The 18252-nt window shown below is 65.2% G+C and carries 18 protein-coding genes; 5 read left to right on the top strand and 13 right to left on the bottom strand.

What is annotated here, in order from left to right; translation table 11 throughout:
* Window positions 1-43: 43 nt before the first annotated feature.
* The 3 genes from G5C33_RS02635 to G5C33_RS02625 all read right to left on the bottom strand — a co-directional run bounded on the left by G5C33_RS02635 (window position 44) and on the right by G5C33_RS02625 (window position 2188).
* Complete coding sequence (locus tag G5C33_RS02635) at window positions 44-817, bottom strand: hypothetical protein (RefSeq protein ID WP_165325791.1); 774 nt, start codon at window positions 815-817, stop codon at window positions 44-46.
* A 17-nt stretch (window positions 818-834) separates the two neighbouring features.
* The gene (locus tag G5C33_RS02630; RefSeq protein ID WP_165325790.1) at window positions 835-1662 is read right to left on the bottom strand and encodes a hypothetical protein; all 828 of its coding nucleotides are present in this window, start codon (window positions 1660-1662) and stop codon (window positions 835-837) included.
* Between the two features lie 94 nt (window positions 1663-1756).
* Window positions 1757-2188 carry a GFA family protein gene (locus tag G5C33_RS02625; protein WP_165325789.1) on the bottom strand — a complete coding sequence of 144 codons (432 nt, stop codon included), beginning with the start codon at window positions 2186-2188 and terminating at the stop codon, window positions 1757-1759.
* A gap of 89 nt (window positions 2189-2277) precedes the next feature.
* On the opposite strand from G5C33_RS02625, the gene G5C33_RS02620 reads away from it, so the two are divergent.
* On the top strand, window positions 2278-2823 hold the full coding sequence (locus G5C33_RS02620; protein WP_165325788.1) for a 2'-5' RNA ligase family protein: 546 nt from the start codon (window positions 2278-2280) through the stop codon (window positions 2821-2823).
* Between the two features lie 85 nt (window positions 2824-2908).
* Here the strand turns inward: G5C33_RS02620 and rplT are convergent, their stop codons facing one another.
* From rplT to hisN, 3 genes are all read right to left on the bottom strand, one after another.
* Entirely contained in the window at window positions 2909-3274 is a 366-nt protein-coding gene (rplT, locus tag G5C33_RS02615; RefSeq protein ID WP_165325787.1) for a 50S ribosomal protein L20, read from the bottom strand.
* A gap of 12 nt (window positions 3275-3286) precedes the next feature.
* Window positions 3287-3490, bottom strand: coding sequence for a 50S ribosomal protein L35 (gene rpmI / locus G5C33_RS02610; RefSeq protein ID WP_165325786.1), 204 nt, complete (start codon window positions 3488-3490; stop codon window positions 3287-3289).
* A 355-nt stretch (window positions 3491-3845) separates the two neighbouring features.
* Window positions 3846-4628 (bottom strand): histidinol-phosphatase, encoded by a 783-nt coding sequence (gene hisN / locus G5C33_RS02605; protein ID WP_165325785.1) that lies wholly within the window; start codon window positions 4626-4628, stop codon window positions 3846-3848.
* A 93-nt stretch (window positions 4629-4721) separates the two neighbouring features.
* On the opposite strand from hisN, the gene G5C33_RS02600 reads away from it, so the two are divergent.
* Window positions 4722-5792 carry a phospholipase A gene (locus G5C33_RS02600; protein WP_165325784.1) on the top strand — a complete coding sequence of 357 codons (1071 nt, stop codon included), beginning with the start codon at window positions 4722-4724 and terminating at the stop codon, window positions 5790-5792.
* 19 nt (window positions 5793-5811) lie between these two features.
* Complete coding sequence (locus G5C33_RS02595; protein ID WP_165325783.1) at window positions 5812-6348, top strand: peroxiredoxin; 537 nt, start codon at window positions 5812-5814, stop codon at window positions 6346-6348.
* Window positions 6349-6388: 40 nt separating this feature from the next.
* Here the strand turns inward: G5C33_RS02595 and G5C33_RS02590 are convergent, their stop codons facing one another.
* Entirely contained in the window at window positions 6389-6712 is a 324-nt protein-coding gene (locus G5C33_RS02590; protein WP_165325782.1) for an antibiotic biosynthesis monooxygenase family protein, read from the bottom strand.
* A gap of 164 nt (window positions 6713-6876) precedes the next feature.
* On the opposite strand from G5C33_RS02590, the gene G5C33_RS02585 reads away from it, so the two are divergent.
* Entirely contained in the window at window positions 6877-7938 is a 1062-nt protein-coding gene (locus G5C33_RS02585) for a GGDEF domain-containing protein (protein ID WP_165325781.1), read from the top strand.
* Window positions 7939-8469: 531 nt separating this feature from the next.
* The gene (locus G5C33_RS02580; protein ID WP_165325780.1) at window positions 8470-9321 is read left to right on the top strand and encodes an SDR family oxidoreductase; all 852 of its coding nucleotides are present in this window, start codon (window positions 8470-8472) and stop codon (window positions 9319-9321) included.
* A 3-nt stretch (window positions 9322-9324) separates the two neighbouring features.
* On the opposite strand, the gene G5C33_RS02575 is transcribed toward G5C33_RS02580, so the two are convergent.
* The 6 genes from G5C33_RS02575 to G5C33_RS02550 form a co-directional block, all read right to left on the bottom strand.
* Entirely contained in the window at window positions 9325-9942 is a 618-nt protein-coding gene (locus tag G5C33_RS02575; RefSeq protein WP_165325779.1) for a YbhB/YbcL family Raf kinase inhibitor-like protein, read from the bottom strand.
* Between the two features lie 55 nt (window positions 9943-9997).
* On the bottom strand, window positions 9998-10339 hold the full coding sequence (locus G5C33_RS02570) for a TM2 domain-containing protein (RefSeq protein WP_228275172.1): 342 nt from the start codon (window positions 10337-10339) through the stop codon (window positions 9998-10000).
* Window positions 10340-10408: 69 nt separating this feature from the next.
* The gene (locus G5C33_RS02565; RefSeq protein WP_165325778.1) at window positions 10409-11083 is read right to left on the bottom strand and encodes a glutathione S-transferase family protein; all 675 of its coding nucleotides are present in this window, start codon (window positions 11081-11083) and stop codon (window positions 10409-10411) included.
* 207 nt (window positions 11084-11290) lie between these two features.
* Window positions 11291-15826 carry a glutamate synthase large subunit gene (gltB, locus tag G5C33_RS02560; protein WP_165325777.1) on the bottom strand — a complete coding sequence of 1512 codons (4536 nt, stop codon included), beginning with the start codon at window positions 15824-15826 and terminating at the stop codon, window positions 11291-11293.
* Window positions 15827-15945: 119 nt separating this feature from the next.
* The gene (locus tag G5C33_RS02555) at window positions 15946-16701 is read right to left on the bottom strand and encodes a DUF2059 domain-containing protein (protein ID WP_165325776.1); all 756 of its coding nucleotides are present in this window, start codon (window positions 16699-16701) and stop codon (window positions 15946-15948) included.
* Complete coding sequence (locus G5C33_RS02550; RefSeq protein WP_165325775.1) at window positions 16698-18146, bottom strand: NAD(P)-dependent oxidoreductase; 1449 nt, start codon at window positions 18144-18146, stop codon at window positions 16698-16700. Before G5C33_RS02550 ends, G5C33_RS02555 begins: the two co-directional genes overlap by 4 nt.
* Between the last annotated feature and the right edge of the window lie 106 nt (window positions 18147-18252).

The raw sequence follows: 18252 nt of genomic DNA, 5'->3' as shown, positions 1-18252 counted from the left end.
GCCAATTGCCGTCCCGCAGCGGGGCGCGCCGCTCCCAAAGCGGCTAGTTCGCCAGCTCGCCCTCACCGCGTTCGATCGCCGCGCGGACGCGCTCCACCCCTGCACTGTCGGCCGGGCCGGCGGGCGGGGCGATTTCGCCCAGCAGCGTCCATTCATGCGATTCGCCCGAAACGTCACGGTAAAGCGCGCCGGCATTGTCCGCGATCAGGTCGCCCAGCCCGGCCGGAACCTGCGTGAAATAGACGAGCCGCCCGGGCTTGCTGCCGCCTTGCGGGTCGGCGATTTCGGGAAGGCTGCGGAATGCGCCGTCCAGCCCGGCCGCTTCGGAAAGCTTCGCGAGCAGGCCCATGTCGATCGCCGAACCGAGCCGGAGAGTCGCGCCGTCGAATCCGGCATAGGAAAGATAATGGAGGCGGCCGTAACCGGCCTGGACCAGATAGCCTTCCTGCGCGGGAAGCAACTGCGCCGCGCGATCGGGCAGCCCGGTACGCGTCAGCAGGTTGTTGGCGCGGCGCGACGCGTCGATCGCCGGATCGTCCTCGGCCAGCGCCGCCTGTTGCTGCTTCGACAGGATGCGGCTGAGGTCCACCGGGCCGCGAACGGTAATGAAATGCGCAGTGATCGCGCCGGCTTCGCCGTCGAAATAGAGGGCGGTACGCGTATTCGCGTCCCAGAAAAGCTTTTGCAGAAGCGGCTCGGCGGCGTCCGCGCGCGGCGCCTCGAGCGTCAGCGGCGCGGGCAGGATGACGCGGTTGACCGGTGCCTTGTCCTCGCCGCAGCCGTTGAGCGCCAGCGCCGCCGCGACGAGCGCGATCATGGGTCCGATCCGCCGCATCACAACGACTCCCGTATTGCCGAACCGGGCAGCACGCCGTCCGACGCGAGCGGCTGATCGACCCAGAAATCAAGCAGCCGGACCAGCGCGCCGTGATCAAGCGGCATCAACGCCTGCCATTTGTCGAGCGTGAAACCATTGTCGACGGCGAAGCGCATCAGCCGCTGCGCCATGCATCCGTCGCGGACCTGTGCCGGAATGCGATCGGCTTCGGGGTCGAAGCCGCAAAGCGCTGCGGCGCTCGGCGCGTCATCGCCGATCAGCGCGTCATATCCCTCGCTCCCCGGAGCGCCGAATGCGACCGATTGCTGCCCCGCGCCGAACAGCGGGTGGCGCTTGAGCTTGCCGAGCAGCTGATAGAAGACGACGCTGTCGCACGCGACGGTATAATCCGCGCACATCGCGGCGTTCTTGCCGACCGCGATCATCAGATAATAGCTTTCCACATCGCCGAGCGGCAGCCGCCGATGCGGCGGATTTTCGCCGTCGCCCACCGTCTGGGCGAGCACGGCGTTGCCGCCGGGAAACCAGTTTTCGTTGATCCGCGCGGGAAGATCCTCATCGACGCTGGCGAGCGGGACGAAATAGATGCGCAGTTCGCCGCCGCCCTTGCCCGGATCCATCTGGTAGCCGTGCCGATCGTCGGTGACTCGCATCGCGTCGCCCTGGCCTTGCTGGGCGGGCGGCGGATCGCCGACCAGCTCGCCATGTTCGGCGGCCCAGAGCGCCAGACTGTTCGGCTCGACCGGTTCGGGCGCGACCATGCCGCACCCCGCCAGCAGCGTCATCGGCGCAAGCGCGCCCAGTATCAGGTGATGAAATCGCATCCCTGCCCCCCTCGGGAGCATTTGCTAGGCAGAACCGCGGCCCAGGGCAATCGAGGATTGCGAAATTTACGAGAATTTGCAGGCAATGCCCGCGCTACTGCCCATGCGCGGCGTTGAATTGCGCGATCACCTGCGCCCCGGTCAACCGTTCGCGATTCCCCGCGAAACTGTAGGTAGCGGGCTTTTCGTCGATGAAGATCTCGCTGGTCAGCGGAAAATCATCGGCGCGCGCGAACAGGCCCGAGGGGCAGGAATAGCTGTCGGCGGGGAGCAGATGATAGAAGAGATGCGTCCCGCATTCGCCGCAAAAGCCGCGCTCGGCCCAGTCCGACGAGCGATAGCGCGTGACGTTTTCGGCGCCTTCGATCGCAATGTCGGTCACCGCGGGCATCGAAAGAAACGCCCCGCCGGCCCAGCGCCGGCACATGTCGCAATGACAGGCATCGACATGGCGTTCGGCCGGACGAATGGTGATGGTCACCGCGCCGCACAGACACGTTCCTTCGAGTGTTTCCGGTTCCGCCATCGTTCGCCCCTTTCAGACCTGCGCGGCGTTGACATCGGCCCGCCGCATCGCGAGAACAGATGGCGAACAACTACGCTTGTGCCGCCACTATGTCCACTACCCATCGTCTGTTTTTCGCTCTCTGGCCCGATTCGCGCACCGGCGCGCGGATCGGGGCGCTGCGCGACGAGACCGGCACGCTCGATCACTGTGTCGCCAACGACCGGCTGCACCTGACGCTGGCGATCGGGCGCGACTGGACCGGCTTTCCCGAAGCCGAGGCCGAAGCGATGTGCGCGATCGCCGAGCGTATCGACAGCGCGCCGCTCACCGTCCGGCTGGACATGCTGACGGGTTCGGGCACATCGATCGCGCTCGCCCCGCGCCGCCGCGCCGCGCCGCTCGTCGCACTGGCGCGGTCGCTCGGCGAGCCGCTTGCGCGGATGGGGATGGCACGCGCCGGCTGGGAATTCGCGCCGCATGTGACGATCGGCCATCGCAAGGAAACGCCGTTCACGCGCCCCGTTTCGGCGATCGACATGGAGGCGCGCGATTTCGTGCTGGTTCACAGCATCGTCGGGCGCAAATATACCGAGATCGGCCGCTGGCCGCTCGTTTCGCGCCAGGGCGACCTGTTTGCGACGCAGGCCGCCTGAGCCGCGCCGGAGCGGCTTCGCCAACAACGAAAAGGGCCGCGAGCGCATCCGCCCGCGGCCCTTTATCTGTTCACCGAACCGAAGTTCAGGCCGCTTCGGGCAGTGCCGCCTTGGCCTGCGCGACGATCGCCTTGAACGCGTCGCCTTCGTGCATCGCGATGTCGGCCAGAACCTTGCGGTCCAGCTCGACGCCGGCGAGCTTCAGCCCGTGCATGAACTGCGAATAGGTCAGGCCTTCGGCGCGGACACCCGCGTTGATGCGCTGGATCCACAGCGCGCGGAACGTGCGCTTTTTGACCTTGCGGTCGCGATAGGCGTACTGGCCGGCCTTGTCGACGGCCTGGCGCGCGACGCGGATCGTGTTCTTGCGACGGCCGCGATAGCCCTTCGCCTGATCCAGAATGCGCTTATGCTTCGCCTTGGTGGTCGTACCACGCTTCACTCGTGCCATGTCGCGATCTCCTTACTTGAGGCCGTAGGGCGCCCACGCCTTGACGTGGTCGACATCGGACTTGGACAGCACGGACGTGCCGCGGTTCTGGCGGATATATTTCGAATTGTGCGAAATAAGGCGGTGGCGCTTGCCGGCGACGCCGTGCTTCACTTTGCCGGTGGCGGTGAATTTGAAGCGCTTTTTGACGCCGCTCTTCGTCTTGAGCTTGGGCATTTTCGTCTCCTTGGTTACGCGACGACTTGCGAACGAACACGGCAGCCCATTTCGGCCGGCCCGTTCTTCTGGATCGCGGAAAGCGGGGCGCTTAGCCGAAAGACTCCAACAATGCAACGGGGGCATGCCGCCCCGGGCCGGGGAGGATTTTCCGCTGTCCTACATGCGCGCAACGGGATTAGCTCCCCCGATGCGCATCTTCGCCGCCCTTGCCGCTCTCGCCCGCAAAACCGCCTCGCGCGTGTGCGCGAGCCTGCGCGCGCGTGTTACGTCGGGACACACTGCGAACTTGGCACGCAAAACTGCGGTTTCTGCCGATTCGGCCAGAAGCCGCTTTCGGCCCTCGCAAACCGCCTCAATGGCCGCGACAGGCCAGCGCCTCGAGAATGTCGTCGATCCGCGCCGAATCGCCCGCCGCGATCACTTCGCCGTGGGAGCCGCCGTGGAGCGGATCGCCGTTCCAGTCGCACATCCGCCCGCCCGCGCCTTCGACCACCGGCACCAGCGCGGCGAAGTCATAGAGCTTCAGCCCCGCCTCGACGACGATGTCGAGATGCCCCGAGGCGAGGCAGGCATAATTGTAACAATCCCCGCCCAGCACGGTGCTCATCACCTTGGCGTCGAGATGTTCGAAGGCATGAAGCTGATCGTCGGAAAACAGTGCGGGCGATGTCGTCGCGAGCAATGCCTTGTCGAGCGATCGGCAGGCGCGCGTGCTCGCCGGCTTGCCGTTGAACAAAGTCGGGCGCCCGGTCACGCCCGCCCAGCGTTCATTGAGGATCGGCTGATCGATCACGCCGAGCACCGGCCAGCCATCCTCGAGCAAAGCGATCAGCGTGCCGAAGATCGGGCGGCCCGAAATGAAGGCGCGCGTCCCGTCGATCGGATCGAGCACCCATTGCCGCCCGCTCGTCCCTTCGCGCACGCCCTCTTCCTCGCCGACGATCCCGTCCATCGGGCGTTCGGCGACGATCAGGCGGCGCATCGCCGCCTCGGCCGCCTTGTCGGCGGCGGTCACGGGCGAATCGTCGCCTTTCTGCTCAAGGCCGTGCTCGGCGCGGAAATAGGGGCGAATCGCAGTGCCGGCGGCATCGGCGAGGCGCCCGGCAAGTTCGATATCGGCGGAAGTGACTGGCATATCATGCCGTTACCGCATCGGCGGCATTCTCCGCCAGCCCGGCCGCGGATTTTTGCTGGCGGAACGGCGCACCGCCTGCCACATCACGCGCCGATGCGCCGCCCGTTGCTCCTGATCGCTCCGCTGCTGATCGCCCCGTTTCTGATCGCTGCGCCCGCGGCGGCGCAATTGCGCACGGTGCCGGTCCAGCCCGCGTCCGAGCGCGAGGCACTGCGCGGCGTCGAGGTTTATCTGCTCAACGAAAGCGATGCCCCGCAGCCGATCGAGGCGCCGCGCCAGATCGAGCTGACCGCCGCCGACGGGACGAAGCTGATCCTCGAACGCGTTCCCGCGCCCGACCGCACCGTCGAACCCGGCGGCTTCGCCAAGCTGCGCTACGTTCCGGTCGGCCTCGCCGGAACCGCGACACCGCCCGCCGCCGCCTGGACGCCCGCCCCCGACGCGCCCGAAGGCGAAACCGTGGTCGCCAGCAGTACCGGCTCCTCGGCCGCCTTGCTCGACCGGTTCGAACCGCACGAGCCGATCTACGCGGCCTGGGGCCCGGAGGAAGCGGGCATCAAGATGCAATTCAGCTTCGCGTTCAAGCCGTTCGTCGGCGAGACCGCGCTGCGCCATCTGCGCGTCGCCTATACCCAGACAATGTACTGGGATTTCGATGCGCCGTCGGGGCCGTTCCGCGCGACCGACTATAGTCCCGAGGTCTATGCGCAGGTGCCGGTGGGCGATGCGACGCAAATCGCCTTCGGCTATCGCCATGACAGCAACGGGCGCGATATCGGCAGCAAGGACGTCAATCGCATCTTCGGCCGCGTCGAACAGCGGTTCGATCTGGGCGAGGACTGGCGGCTCGATGTCGCGCCGATGGCATGGGTCTATTTCGCGCATCAGGGATCGGCGCCCGATATCGAGGACTATCGCGGCTATACCGCGCTGACGGCCGCAGTCACCCAGGTCGACGGGATCAGGCTGGCCGTCACCGGACGCGGCAATTTCAATACCGGCAACGGCGCGGTCGAGGGGTTTCTTTCTTACCCGCTGACGCGAATCGATTCGCAGCTCGGCGGCTATCTGTTCGTTCAGGGCTTTCACGGCGAAGGCGAATGGCTCGACCGCTATGACGTGACCGACACGCAGCTGCGGTTCGGAATCGCCTTTACGCGCTGAGAAACAAGGAGAATATGCCATGCGACTGTCGATGCTGATCGCCCCTCTGGCCATTGTCGCGGCCCCGCCAGCGGCCGCGCAACTCGCCCCGGGCGATGCCGCGCCCGATTTTACGACGCAAGGCGCGCTGGCGGGGCAGGAATTCACGCTGCATCTCGCCGAAAAGCTGAAACAGGGGCCCGTCATCCTCTATTTCTTCCCGGCAGCCTTCACTCCCGGCTGCAACGCCGAAGCCGCCGCCTTCGCCGATGCGGTCGACGATTTTCGCGCCGCCGGGGCGAGCGTGATCGGCATGTCCGCAGACGGCGTCGAACAGCTCAAGCCCTTCTCGCAACAGCATTGCGCGGGCAAATTCCCGGTGGCGAGCGCCACCCCGGCGATCATCAGCGGCTATGACGTATCGCTCGGTCGCCAATATCAGGGGCGGAACATCACCAGCCGCACCAGTTACGTGATCGGTCAGGACGGCAAGGTCGCCTATGCCTTCACTGATTCGAATCCCGCCCGGCATGTCGCCAACACGCTCGCGGCGGTGCGGGAACTGGCGGCCGAATAGGCTTTTGCTCCGCTCGCGCGGATTGCCGTCGCCGCAGCTGTCAGGAAGCGCGATCGAGCAAGTCGTCGGTCACGGTCATGGTGAAGGCCGGGGCGTTGTTCGGCGGGGTTTCGATCACAGCATCGACGAAGGCGGCGCGGGTTTCGCGGTCGTCATAGACCATCTTGGCGTCGAACGCCTTTTGCCAGGTCGCTTCGTCGGGCCATTCGGCATAGCCGACGAATCGCCCGTCGCGCTCCTGGTGCAGCCGCGATCCGAGGCTGCCATAGCGTTGCCGGATCAGTGCGGTTCCCCGGCGCCAGGCGGCACGGAACTGCTCCTCTTTCCCGGGGGCCACGCGCCACCAGTACACCGCGACGAACATGCGACTATCCTCCTGTCAAACGAATGAAAATTTCCCGATCAACGAAGCGGATGGCGATTTGATCACTGATTCTTAGCCATTGGACGGTAGAGCGATATATCAACATGCGCGGCACGCCGAACGGGCCCGCCGACGCAGGATGAATTCCGAGGGGAAACACGAGCATGGCCGCACTCAGGGCCGTATCCAGAAAAGACGCGGCGCGCCCCGCCGCCACGCTTTTCGATCGGATCGGCGCGTTTCTGCGCGATCAGCGGCTCGATCCCGATCCGGTAAACTATGCCTTCGCGCATCATCTGCTCGTCGAACCCGACGGACCGCTGGCGCGGGCTGTGGCCGAACTGACCTATGGCGGCGTCCGCCTGACCCGGCGGGATATCGAATCGCTGGGTTGCGGCGTTCTGCCCGCCCCACAAGGCCCCGCACCGGAAACGGATGCCGGACCAACGCGGAAACAGGCCGAAGGTCTCGTCGCCAGCACCCAGATGCAGGTGGAGGGCTTCGAGGACATGGTCCACGCCATGCGGGCCGAAGCGCAGGGTTTCGGACGCGATCTGGCCGAAAGCGCGGCGGCGATCGATCGATCGCGCTCGGGCGGCGGCAATGGCGGCGCAAGCCTCGACGATGTCGCGCGAATCACCGCCGGCATGCTTGAGCGCGTGCGCGTTGCCGAAACCCGGCTCGACGCGGCGACTCGCGAAGCGGCCGATCTGCGCACCAAGCTGGAGGAAGCGCGCGACAATGCCCGCCGCGATCCGCTGACCGACCTGCCCAATCGTCGCGCGTTCGAAGAAGCCTATGCCGCGCAAATGGGCGCTGCGCAGTCGGTCTGCATAGCCGTTTGCGACGTCGATCATTTCAAGTCGGTCAATGACCGGTTCGGCCATGCCGTCGGCGACCGCGTGCTGAAGGCGATCGCAGAGGCGCTTTCGCAATCCTGCCCCGGCCATCTCGTCGCGCGCTATGGCGGCGAGGAATTCGCGATTCTCTTTTCGGGGATATCACATGGCGCGGCGCTGGCCACGCTCGATCGCGCGCGCGCGACAGTGGCGGCGAAGCGGTATCGGCTGCGCGACAGCGACGAACCGCTGGGCGCGATCACCTTTTCCGCGGGCATCACGCAGGCACATCCCGACGAGGACTATGCGCACGCCTATCAGCGCGCCGACGCGCTGCTCTACGACGCGAAGGCAAATGGCCGCAATCAGGTCCGCAGCGAGAAATAGAAAAATCCCACATATTGGTATTTTTCCCTAGTTTTCCTGGTAAATTCCACCTCAGAAAAATTCTGAAATCGTTTGAAAACAGCGTGTTATAAAACTGGCACGCAAGCTGCAAATCCCTGAGCATCGGCCGCCGGATGGTCCGGCGAGCCAGAATGCACAGGGAGCAAATTCAATGTCCGCACGTCTCGCTTCGATCCACAGCTCGGTCGCAATCTTCGGTGCCGCGCTGATCACCTACATCATGATCGGTGCCTCGGGCTCGGTTCTGCCGATCGCGTGATTGTCCGGTTTGGAAAGGAAATCACGATGTTCCGCACCCTCTTCTCCGGCACGGCCGCCATTTTGATCACGGCCGTCCTGATCGCCGCAAGCAGCGCTGTGGGTCCTGGCCTCATGGCCTGATCCTCGCGCCGCTTCGGCAGCCGCTTTTCGGTTCGCCGCTTTCGCGCCCCGGCCGCGCCGATCGCAGCGGAACCGCCGCTACCGCCCGCCGGTTGGGAGAGGAAACTCCCCAATTTCAGGAGCGTAGCGATGACAGACACAGTCGACATGATCCACGAAGATTCGCTTCCCGGCCATGAAAGCGAACTTGAACCCAAGCCCCACTGGACACCGCGCTATCCCGGTTCGGGAAGGCTGCAGGGCAAGGTGGCGATCGTCACCGGCGCCGACAGCGGCATCGGTCGCGCCACCGCCGCCCTGTTCGCCCGCGAAGGCGCCGATGTCGCGATTCTCTATCTTTGCGAACATGATGACGCGGCAAAAACCGCCGAAATCGTGCGCGACGAAGGCGGCGAGGCACTGACTTTCGCCGGTGACCTGGGCGAGGAAGGCGTCGCCGAAAAGGCTGTCAAGGCCGTCATCAAGAAATTCGGTCGCATCGACATATTGGTGAACAATGCCGGCGAGCAGCATCCCGACCCGGAAATCACCGGCATCACCGAAAAGCAGCTGCGACGCACCTTTCAGACCAACATCTTCGCGATGTTCCATATGGTCCAGGCCGTGCGGCCGCATCTCGAACGCGGCGCGGCGATCGTCAATTGTACCTCGGTGACGATGTACAAGGGATCGAGCGAATTGCTCGACTACAGTGCGACCAAGGGAGCAATCACCGCATTCACTCGCAGCCTTTCGGAAAATCTGGTCGGCGAAGGGATTCGCGTCAATGCCGTGGCGCCAGGTCCGATCTGGACGCCGCTCAACCCGATGGGCGGAGCGACCGAGGAGAAGCTCGAGCATTTCGGCGAAGCTACGCCGATGGGACGCCCGGGCCAGCCCAATGAAATCGCGCCTTCCTTCCTGTTCCTGGCATGCGACGACGCAAGCTACATGTCGGGGCAGGTGCTCCACCCCAATGGCGGAATCGTGGTCAACGGCTGAGCTTCAGGCGAGCGCCGCCTTGCCCGCCGCGCCGCCGGGCTTGCGCTCGCCGCGCGAATAGGTGCCGGTAAGCAGGCCAGCGGCGAGCACATGGCCGGCCATCGCCTTCACCAGCGCGCTGCGCCCCGGATTGCTGCCGATATCCGGCCCCTCGTCCAGCGCGAACAGCTGAAAGGCATAATTGTGAACGCCGTGCCCGGTAGGCGGATCGGGCGGCAACCAGCCTTCGCCGAAATAGCTGTTGCGCCCGACATCGCGCCCATCGGCGGCCCCCCTGCCGTCAGCCCGGATCGCGTCTTCCTTGAGTTCTTCGACATCAGGCGGGAGGTCCCATATCACCGCATGGACGAGCGGGCTGGGCGTTGGCGCGTCGGCATCCTCGACGATCAGGGCCAGCCGATGCGCCGCTTCGGGAACCCCGGTCCAGAAGAGCGGCGGCGACACTCCGGCACCATCGGCGGTAAAGCGCTCGGGCAGGCGTGCGCCATTGGCAAAGGCGGGACTCGCAATCCGCATATTGGCGAAGCTGCCCAGTTCGGGCTGCACGATCACCAGCTTGTCGGCGCCGGCACGCAATCCTTTCAGACTGGCGCCGAGCCAGCGGGGGACATGTTCAAGCACGCGCCATTCTCCTTCTGCCGATCAACACGACAGCGCCGGCGATGCTCCACGGCATTCAACCATATTTGGTTTCGAACTGCTCTTCGGACATGGTCAGATAGACGATCGCTTCGATCAGCGCGATCAGCGCGGGGACGAACGTCCAGCAGAAGATCAGGTAGACGATCCCCCACCCGATCCGCCCGAGATAAAATTTGTGGACGCCGAAACCGCCCAGGAACAGCGCAAGCAACGCAGCGACGACGCGATTCTTGCCGCTCGGCGTCGTCGCACCCAAGCCACCCGTCGCGATGTTCTGCCGCCCGCCGCATCTCGGGCAGGTGTTCGCGGTCGGTGAAATGAGCGAGGCGCAGTCGCGGCAATGCACGGCGTTTCGGATCGTCATGGCTTCAGTCACGGCAAGAAATCCTCCGGCTGATGTCCCGGCACGATAGGCAGCCGGGCCCGCAGAGGCAATTGCGCGCTGTTAAAGATCGAGCTTTTCGTAATGCGGCGGCGGCGAGACGCCTTCCATGCGTTCGGCCAGCAACGGACGAAAACTGGGGCGGCTCTTCATCCCGACATACCAGCGCTTGGCTTGTTCATTGCCTTTCCAGTCGATCCCGCCGAGATAATCGGTGACCGATATCTGTGCCGCGGCGGCGAGATCGGCGAGGCTCATCGTCGCACCGCCCACCCAGGCGCGGTAATCGAGCAGGTAGTCGATATAATCGAGATGCGCGACAGCGGCCTTCATCGCTTCACGCAGCACGCGCGAGTCGGGAGTGGCGCGATGCACGATGCGCTTTTCCATCCGCTCGTGAAGCAACGGCGCGGTAACGTCACGATAGAAATGCGTGTCGAACCAGGTGACGAGGCGGCGGATTTCGGCGCGATCCCCGGCCGTGCCGTTGAGCATCGAGGCCTTTTCGACCGTCTCCTCGAAATATTCGCAGATCGCCATCGAATCGATCAGCGGCGGGGCTTCGCGCGACGTATCGATCATCACCGGCGTCTGGCCGGCGGGATTCATGTCGAGAAATTCGTCGCGCCGCTGCCACGGTGCCTCGGGCTCGAGGTCATAGCCGATGCCCTTTTCGCCCAGCAGCAGCCGGACCTTGCGGGAGAAAGGGCAGAGCGGGAATGTGAGGAGCTTCCACATGCCAACGCTATTAGCGCCGCGCGGAGTCCCGGGGAAGCGGGCGCGAAGATAAATGCGAACGTAGCCGCCCTGCCTCCCCTTTCTGGAAGGGAGGGGGTCGGGGGGTGAGTCGAAGGCCCGAGCGAGTCGTCTGCGGCGAGGACGGAATGCGAGCCTATGGCTCGCCACCCACCCCCAGCCCCTCCCTGAGAGGGAGGGGAGAAGGGGTCATTCCGCCGCCACAACTTCGCCTTCAGGCTCCGGCTCGGGCGCACGATCGCTGAGCGGGTGCGACAGGCGCGAGAGCATTTCACGCGGCACGACCTGCCAGAACTTGCCGACCTCGCGGCTCCAGTCGTCGAGGATTCCCGCCGACCATTTGCTGTCGGTGGCGAGGCGGTGCTGGTCGACCAGATCGCGCAGCACGCCTTCCCAATGCGCCGAATCGAGCCGCTGCCAGGTGATGCTTTCGGGATTGGCGAGCGAATCGAAGCTTCCGTCGGGATCGTAGACGAATGCCATGCCGCCGGTCATCCCCGCCCCGAAATTGGCGCCGACCCCGCCCAGCACCACAGCAACGCCGCCGGTCATATATTCGCACCCGTTCGCGCCGCAGCCTTCGACCACGACCTGCGCGCCCGAGTTGCGGACCGCGAAACGCTCGCCTGCCTGCCCTGCCGCGAACAGCTTGCCCGCGGTCGCGCCATAGAGGACGGTGTTGCCGATGATCGTGTTCTTGGAGCTGTCCAGCGGCGAGCTTACCATCGGCCGCACGACGATGCGCCCGCCCGAAAGCCCCTTGCCGACATAGTCGTTGGCGTCGCCGAACACTTCGAGCGTCACGCCCTTGCAGAGAAAGGCACCGAGCGATTGGCCCGCCGATCCGCGCAGCCGGACATGGACATGCCCGTCGGCGAGCTTGTTCATCCCGATCGTCCGCGTAATCTCGCTCGAGAGGCGCGTGCCGACCGCGCGATGCGTGTTGCGCACCGAATAAGTGAGCTGCATCCGCTCGCCGCGCGCGAAGACGGGTGCTGCGTCCTTGATCATCTGCGCGTCGAGGCTGTCGGGCACTTCATTGCGGAACGTGTTGAGCGAGAAGCGCCGCTGATCCTCATCGGCGTCGACCTTGGCGAGGATCGGATTCAAGTCGAGATCGTCGAGATGCTCGGCGCCGCGGCTGACCTGTTTGAGCAGTTCGGTGCGGCCGATAACCTCGTCGAGGGTCCTGCAACCGAGCCGCGCGAGAATCTCGCGCACTTCCTCGGCGATGAAGGTCATCAGGTTGATGACCTTTTCCGGCGTGCCGACGAATTTGGCGCGCAGCCGTTCGTCCTGCGTGCACACGCCGACCGGGCAGGTATTCGAATGGCACTGGCGCACCATGATGCAGCCCATCGCGACAAGGCTGAGTGTCCCGATGCCATATTCCTCGGCGCCCAGTATCGCGGCGATCACAATGTCGCGCCCGGTCTTGAGCCCGCCATCGGTGCGCAGCGTCACGCGGCCGCGCAGGGCATTGAGCGTCAGCGTCTGATTGACTTCCGAAAGCCCCATTTCCCACGGCGTGCCGGCATATTTCACCGAGGTCTGCGGGCTGGCGCCCGTGCCGCCGACATGGCCGGCGACGAGGATGACGTCGGCATGCGCCTTGGCGACGCCCGCCGCGACGGTGCCGATGCCCGCCGAGCTGACGAGCTTCACGCACACCCGCGCCCTGGGATTGATCTGCTTCAGGTCGTAAATGAGCTGCGCGAGATCCTCGATCGAATAGATATCGTGATGCGGCGGCGGCGAAATTAGCGTCACGCCAGGCGTCGAATGCCGCAGCCTGGCGATGAATTCGGTGACCTTGAATCCGGGCAGCTGGCCGCCCTCGCCGGGCTTGGCGCCCTGCGCCACCTTGATTTCGATCTCGTCGCAGGCGTTGAGATATTCGGCGGTCACGCCAAACCGGCCCGACGCCACCTGCTTGATCGTCGAATTGGCGTTGTCGCCATTTTCGCGCGGCGTGTACCGTTCCTTGTCCTCGCCGCCTTCGCCCGAAACGGCGCGTGCGCCGATCCGGTTCATTGCGATGGCAAGCGTTTCATGCGCTTCCGGCGACAGCGCGCCGAGGCTCATCCCCGGCGTCACGAACCGCTTGCGGATCTCGGTAATCGCCTCAACCTGATCGATCGCGATCCCTTCCTCGGGATAGTTGAATTCGAGCAGGTCGCGCAGATAGACCGGCGGCAAATCGCGCACGCCGCGCGAGAAATTGAGATAGGTCGAATAGCTGTCGGTGGAGACCGCCGTCTGCAGCAAGTGCATCAGCTGCGCCGAATAGGCATGCGTCTCGCCGCCGTGCCGCTGGCGGTAGAAACCGCCCACGGGCAGCGCCGCAACCACCGGGTCCCACGCCGCTTCGTGGCGCAGCATCGCGCTCAGATGCAGCGAGGCATAGCCTTCGCCCGAAATCTTCGCGGGCATGCCAGGGAAGAAATCATTGACCAGCGCGCGGCTGAGGCCGACCGCTTCGAAATTATAGCCGCCGCGATAGCTGGAGATCACCGCGATCCCCATTTTCGACAGGATCTTGAGCAGCCCTTCCTCGATCGCCTTGCGGTGCCGGGCGAGGCATTCGTCGAAGCTGAGGTCACCGAACAGGCCGCGGCTATGCCGGTCCGCGATCGCCGCTTCGGCGAGATAGGCATTCACCGTCGTCGCGCCGACGCCGATCAGCACCGCATAATAATGGGTGTCGAGGCATTCGGCCGACCGGACATTGACGCTGGCATAGGAGCGAAGCCCCTTGCGCACGAGATGCGTGTGCACCGCCGCCGCCGCGAGCACGCTGGCGATCGCCGCGCGATCGGGCCCGATATGCTCGTCGGTGAGGAAAACCTCGGTCTTGCCTTCGCGAACCGCCTGTTCGGCCTGCGCACGGATATCGGCGATGGCGGCGCGCAGCGCTTCCGGCCCGCCCTTCGCATCGAAGGTGCAGTCGATTTCCGCAGCCTGATTGCCGAAATGGCCCTTGAGCCGTTCCCAATGGGCACAGGTGAGCACCGGGCTGTCGAGCACCAGCACGCCGGTCTTCTGCCCGTCGGTATCGAGGATGTTGGCGAGATTGCCGAACCGCGTCTTGAGCGACATGACATGCCGTTCGCGCAGCGAATCGATCGGCGGATTGGTCACCTGGCTGAAATTCTGGCGAAAGAACTGGCTGATCAGCCGCGGCTTGTCCGACACCACCGCGAGCGGCGTATCGTCGCCCATCGATCCGATCGCCTCCTTGCCGGTTTCGACCATCGGCGCGAGGATGAGTTCCATGTCCTCCAGTGTCTGGCCGGCGGCGACCTGCCGCCGCGTCAGCTCGGCGCGGTCCCATTGCGGCGTCGGGTTGCCGTTGATCGACTTGGTGTTTTCGATCGTGAGGAACTTGCCCGCCATGCCGGCATAGTCGGTCTCGCCGGCGACACGGTCCTTGATCTCGCGATCATGATAGACCTGCCCCTCGTCGAGATCGACCGCGAGCATCTGGCCCGGGCCCAGCCGGCCCTTTTCCATCACGGTGGCTTCGGGCACCGGCACCATTCCGGCTTCCGAACCCACGATCAGCAGCCCGTCGGACGTGCGCGTATAGCGCAGCGGGCGCAGCGCGTTGCGGTCCATCCCCGCGACCACCCAGCGGCCATCGGTCATCGCCAGCGCTGCGGGGCCGTCCCACGGCTCCATCACGCTCGCCAGATACTGGTACATCGAAACATGCGCGGGCGGCATTTCGTTGCGGCCCTGCCATGCCTCGGGGACCAGCATCAGCTTGGCGGTCGGCGCATCACGGCCCGAGCGGCAGATCGCTTCGAACACGGCGTCGAGCGCGGCGGTATCGCTCGCACCCGCCGGGATCACCGGCTTGATGTCCTCGGACTTATCGCCGAACGCGATGCTCGCCATCTTGATCTCGTGGCTGAGCATCCAGTTCTTGTTGCCGCGGATCGTGTTGATCTCGCCGTTATGCGCCATCGTGCGGAACGGCTGGGCCAGCCACCATTGCGGAAAGGTGTTGGTCGAATAGCGCTGGTGGAAGATCGCAACGCGGCTGGCGAAGCGGTCATCGGTGAGGTCGGGATAGAATTCGCTCAGCGATTCGGCGAGGAACAGCCCCTTGTAGATGACCGAGCGGCACGACAGCGAACAGATGTAGAATCCGCTGATCTGCGCCTGGATCACCTTCCGCTCGATCCGGCGACGGACGAGATAGAGTTCCTTTTCGAACTCGGCGGCGCTGGTGGTTTCGGGGTCGGGCCCGGCGATCATGATCTGCTCGATCTCGGGCCGCGTCGCCTTGGCCTTTTCGCCGATCACCGACACGTCGACCGGCACCTGGCGCCAGCCATAGATGGTGTAGCCCGCCTCGATGATCTCGCTTTCGACGATCGTGCGGCAGCTTTCCTGCGCACCCAGATCGGTACGCGGCAGGAAGATCATGCCGACCGCGAAACGATCGGAGCGCATCGAATGCCCCGCGTCGGTAACCGCCTTCTCGAAGAACGCGCGCGGCAAATCGACATGCAGCCCTGCACCGTCGCCGGTCATGCCGTCGGCATCGACCGCGCCGCGATGCCACACCGCCTTGAGCGCATCGATCGCCGACTGGACGACGCGCCGCGACGATTTGCCGTCGGTCGCCGCGATCAGGCCGACGCCGCAGGCATCACCTTCGAATTCGGGGCGGTACATGCCCTCACGGGCGAGGCGGGTGCGTTGGTCTTCGGTCATGTTCAAGCTCGATCAATCATGGGTTGCAGCCGTGCGGCCGAGACGCCGCTTGGGCTGGCGCCCGCTGCTGCGGGCTGTGACAGGCGGCCTTGCGACCGGCCTGCGATTGCCGTTCCCCGTCAGGGCTTTCCCGGGGCGAGGTCGGCCTGCGCCATATACGCAGTCGCTGCATTGACCATTGCGGCCTGGGCTTCCGCCATCAGTTCGGGCGACTGGTCGTTCGCCCAGTCGGCGCTTGCCTGCTGAATCCGCGGCGCCAGCAACGACATTTTCCGAAAGGCGCCCGTCTTTGCAAAGGCCATCAGCGCCGCCTGGTCTTCGGAAGACAACTGACCCACCGCCGACACCCCTGCCCGGGTGGTCATGCGCGAAATGTCCGACGCTTCCGCAGCTCGTTCGCTTCGCTGGATCATCTCGGCCATCATCGGACGCGGATCGAGGCCGGCAATCGTCGCATCGAGAAACCGCTGCCCGGCCGGCGATTCGTAAAAGGCCTGGACGACAGCAAGCTCCGCATCGGTCAGTCCGTCGGCATAGATATCGGCGAACCGCTCCCAGAGATCGGGAAGCCGCTCGAGCGCGTCGCGCGTCGAATAGGAACGGATCGAATTCATCATCACGTCGGCAATGCCGGGATATTGGCGTTCGAGTTCGGCGATGGCCGGTTCCTGCAACAGCGCCTTGCCCGGGTCGCTGTCGTACAGCCGCGCGATCTCGGCATGAACATGCGCTTCGGTGCGGACCGTCTGCGCCAGCTTGTAGGCCGCCTGCCAGTGCGCGTCATGCTGCTGGACGGGAATCCCCGCCGCGCCCGCGCCGCCGAGCGGCAGCGCCACGACGAGCGCCGCACAAAGGATCGCCATCAATCGCTTCATGCCGCCACCTTCCGATTGGCGCCGGTGTCGACCCGCGCCTTGAGCCATTTGTGCATATGCTCGGCAACGTCGCGCCCGTCACGGATCGCCCATACGACCAGGCTAGCCCCGCGGACGATGTCTCCGGCCGCGAACACGCCGTCGAGGCTGGTCATCATCGTCTGCCCGTCGGTGCGCACCGTGCCCCAGCGAGTCAGCCCCAGTTCGGGCGCGTCGAACAGCGTCGGCAGATCCTCGGCATCGAAACCCAGCGCCTTGATCACCAGGTCCGCCTGCACCGTGAAATCGCCGTCGGGTTCGGGCTCGGGCGTGCGGCGACCGCTCGCATCGGGCGCGCCGAGCCGCATCTTCGCCGCGCGAACCGCCGTCGCGACATCGCCGCCCTCGATTGCCTTGGGCGCCGAGAGCCAGACGAATTCTACGCCTTCCTCTTCGGCATTGGCGACTTCGCGCTGCGATCCGGGCATGTTCGCGCGATCGCGGCGATAGAGGCACTTCACCGATGCAGCGCCCTGGCGGATCGCGGTACGCACGCAGTCCATCGCCGTATCGCCGCCGCCGACCACGACGACATGCTTGCCCGCCGCGTCGAGCGTCGCCGCGTTGTCGGCCAGCGTGTCGCCGAACCCGCGCCGGTTCGACGCAGTGAGATAATCGAGCGCCTCGACCACGCCGCCGGCATCGCTGCCCGGCATCTTGATCGCGCGCGGCTTGTAAACGCCGGTGGCGATCAGGATCGCGTCATGCTTCTCGCGCAATTGCTCGAGTGTCGCGTCGCGCCCCACTTCGAAACTGTTGTGGAAGACGATGCCGCCCGCCTCGAGCCGCTCGACGCGGCGCGTGACGATGTGCTTCTCCAGCTTGAAGCCGGGGATGCCGTAGGTCAGCAGTCCGCCCGAACGATCGTGCCGGTCATAGACATGCACGTCATAGCCGGCGACGCGCATATATTCGGCGGCGGTCAGCCCGGCGGGTCCCGCCCCGATCACTGCAACCGACTGGCCGCGCGCCGGACCCGGCTGCAGCGGCTCGACCCAGCCCTGATCCCAGGCGGTGTCGGTGATGAACTTTTCGACCGAACCGATCGTCACGGCGCCGTGGCCGGAAAATTCGATGACGCAATTGCCTTCGCACAGCCGGTCCTGCGGACAGATGCGTCCGCAGATTTCGGGCATGGTCGAAGTCAGGTTGGAGAGCTGATACGCCTCCTGTAGCCGCCCTTCGGCAGTCAGCCGGAGCCAATCGGGGATATGATTGTGCAGCGGGCAGTGCACCGAACAATAGGGCACGCCGCATTGCGAACAGCGCCCGGCCTGATCCTCGGCCACCTGATCGACATAGCGCTGCGCAATTTCATCGAAGTCGCCGGCGCGCTCCCCCGGGGCCCGCTTGGGCGGATAGGATTGCACGCGATCCACGAACTGGAGGGTCTTTTTTGCTGTCATGGCGCGCCCCTACGCGAAATCCGGCACGGAGTCACGCGCTAAAGCGCCGATAAGTAAGTAATGCTGACCTATCTTTCGGAATAAGCCGCGCCACCCTCGCCGCTCC

Origin of the sequence: Sphingosinithalassobacter tenebrarum (assembly GCF_011057975.1) — a bacterium.
Taxonomy (GTDB): Bacteria; Pseudomonadota; Alphaproteobacteria; order Sphingomonadales; family Sphingomonadaceae; genus Sphingomonas; species Sphingomonas tenebrarum.
This window is presented reverse-complemented; position numbering and strand designations above follow the sequence as displayed.

Bases quoted from the DNA above. Each gene is read 5' to 3' on its own strand.
- rplT (WP_165325787.1), bottom strand. From the start codon at position 3,274: ATGGCACGAGTGAAGCGTGGTACGACCACCAAGGCGAAGCATAAGCGC.
- G5C33_RS02635 (WP_165325791.1), bottom strand. From the start codon at position 817: ATGATCGCGCTCGTCGCGGCGGCGCTGGCGCTCAACGGCTGCGGCGAG.
- G5C33_RS02580 (WP_165325780.1), top strand. From the start codon at position 8,470: ATGACAGACACAGTCGACATGATCCACGAAGATTCGCTTCCCGGCCAT.
- gltB (WP_165325777.1), bottom strand. From the start codon at position 15,826: ATGACCGAAGACCAACGCACCCGCCTCGCCCGTGAGGGCATGTACCGC.
- G5C33_RS02620 (WP_165325788.1), top strand. From the start codon at position 2,278: ATGTCCACTACCCATCGTCTGTTTTTCGCTCTCTGGCCCGATTCGCGC.
- G5C33_RS02630 (WP_165325790.1), bottom strand. From the start codon at position 1,662: ATGCGATTTCATCACCTGATACTGGGCGCGCTTGCGCCGATGACGCTG.
- rpmI (WP_165325786.1), bottom strand. From the start codon at position 3,490: ATGCCCAAGCTCAAGACGAAGAGCGGCGTCAAAAAGCGCTTCAAATTC.
- G5C33_RS02585 (WP_165325781.1), top strand. From the start codon at position 6,877: ATGGCCGCACTCAGGGCCGTATCCAGAAAAGACGCGGCGCGCCCCGCC.
- hisN (WP_165325785.1), bottom strand. From the start codon at position 4,628: ATGCCAGTCACTTCCGCCGATATCGAACTTGCCGGGCGCCTCGCCGAT.
- G5C33_RS02595 (WP_165325783.1), top strand. From the start codon at position 5,812: ATGCGACTGTCGATGCTGATCGCCCCTCTGGCCATTGTCGCGGCCCCG.
- G5C33_RS02590 (WP_165325782.1), bottom strand. From the start codon at position 6,712: ATGTTCGTCGCGGTGTACTGGTGGCGCGTGGCCCCCGGGAAAGAGGAG.
- G5C33_RS02555 (WP_165325776.1), bottom strand. From the start codon at position 16,701: ATGAAGCGATTGATGGCGATCCTTTGTGCGGCGCTCGTCGTGGCGCTG.
- G5C33_RS02565 (WP_165325778.1), bottom strand. From the start codon at position 11,083: ATGTGGAAGCTCCTCACATTCCCGCTCTGCCCTTTCTCCCGCAAGGTC.
- G5C33_RS02625 (WP_165325789.1), bottom strand. From the start codon at position 2,188: ATGGCGGAACCGGAAACACTCGAAGGAACGTGTCTGTGCGGCGCGGTG.
- G5C33_RS02600 (WP_165325784.1), top strand. From the start codon at position 4,722: ATGCGCCGCCCGTTGCTCCTGATCGCTCCGCTGCTGATCGCCCCGTTT.
- G5C33_RS02550 (WP_165325775.1), bottom strand. From the start codon at position 18,146: ATGACAGCAAAAAAGACCCTCCAGTTCGTGGATCGCGTGCAATCCTAT.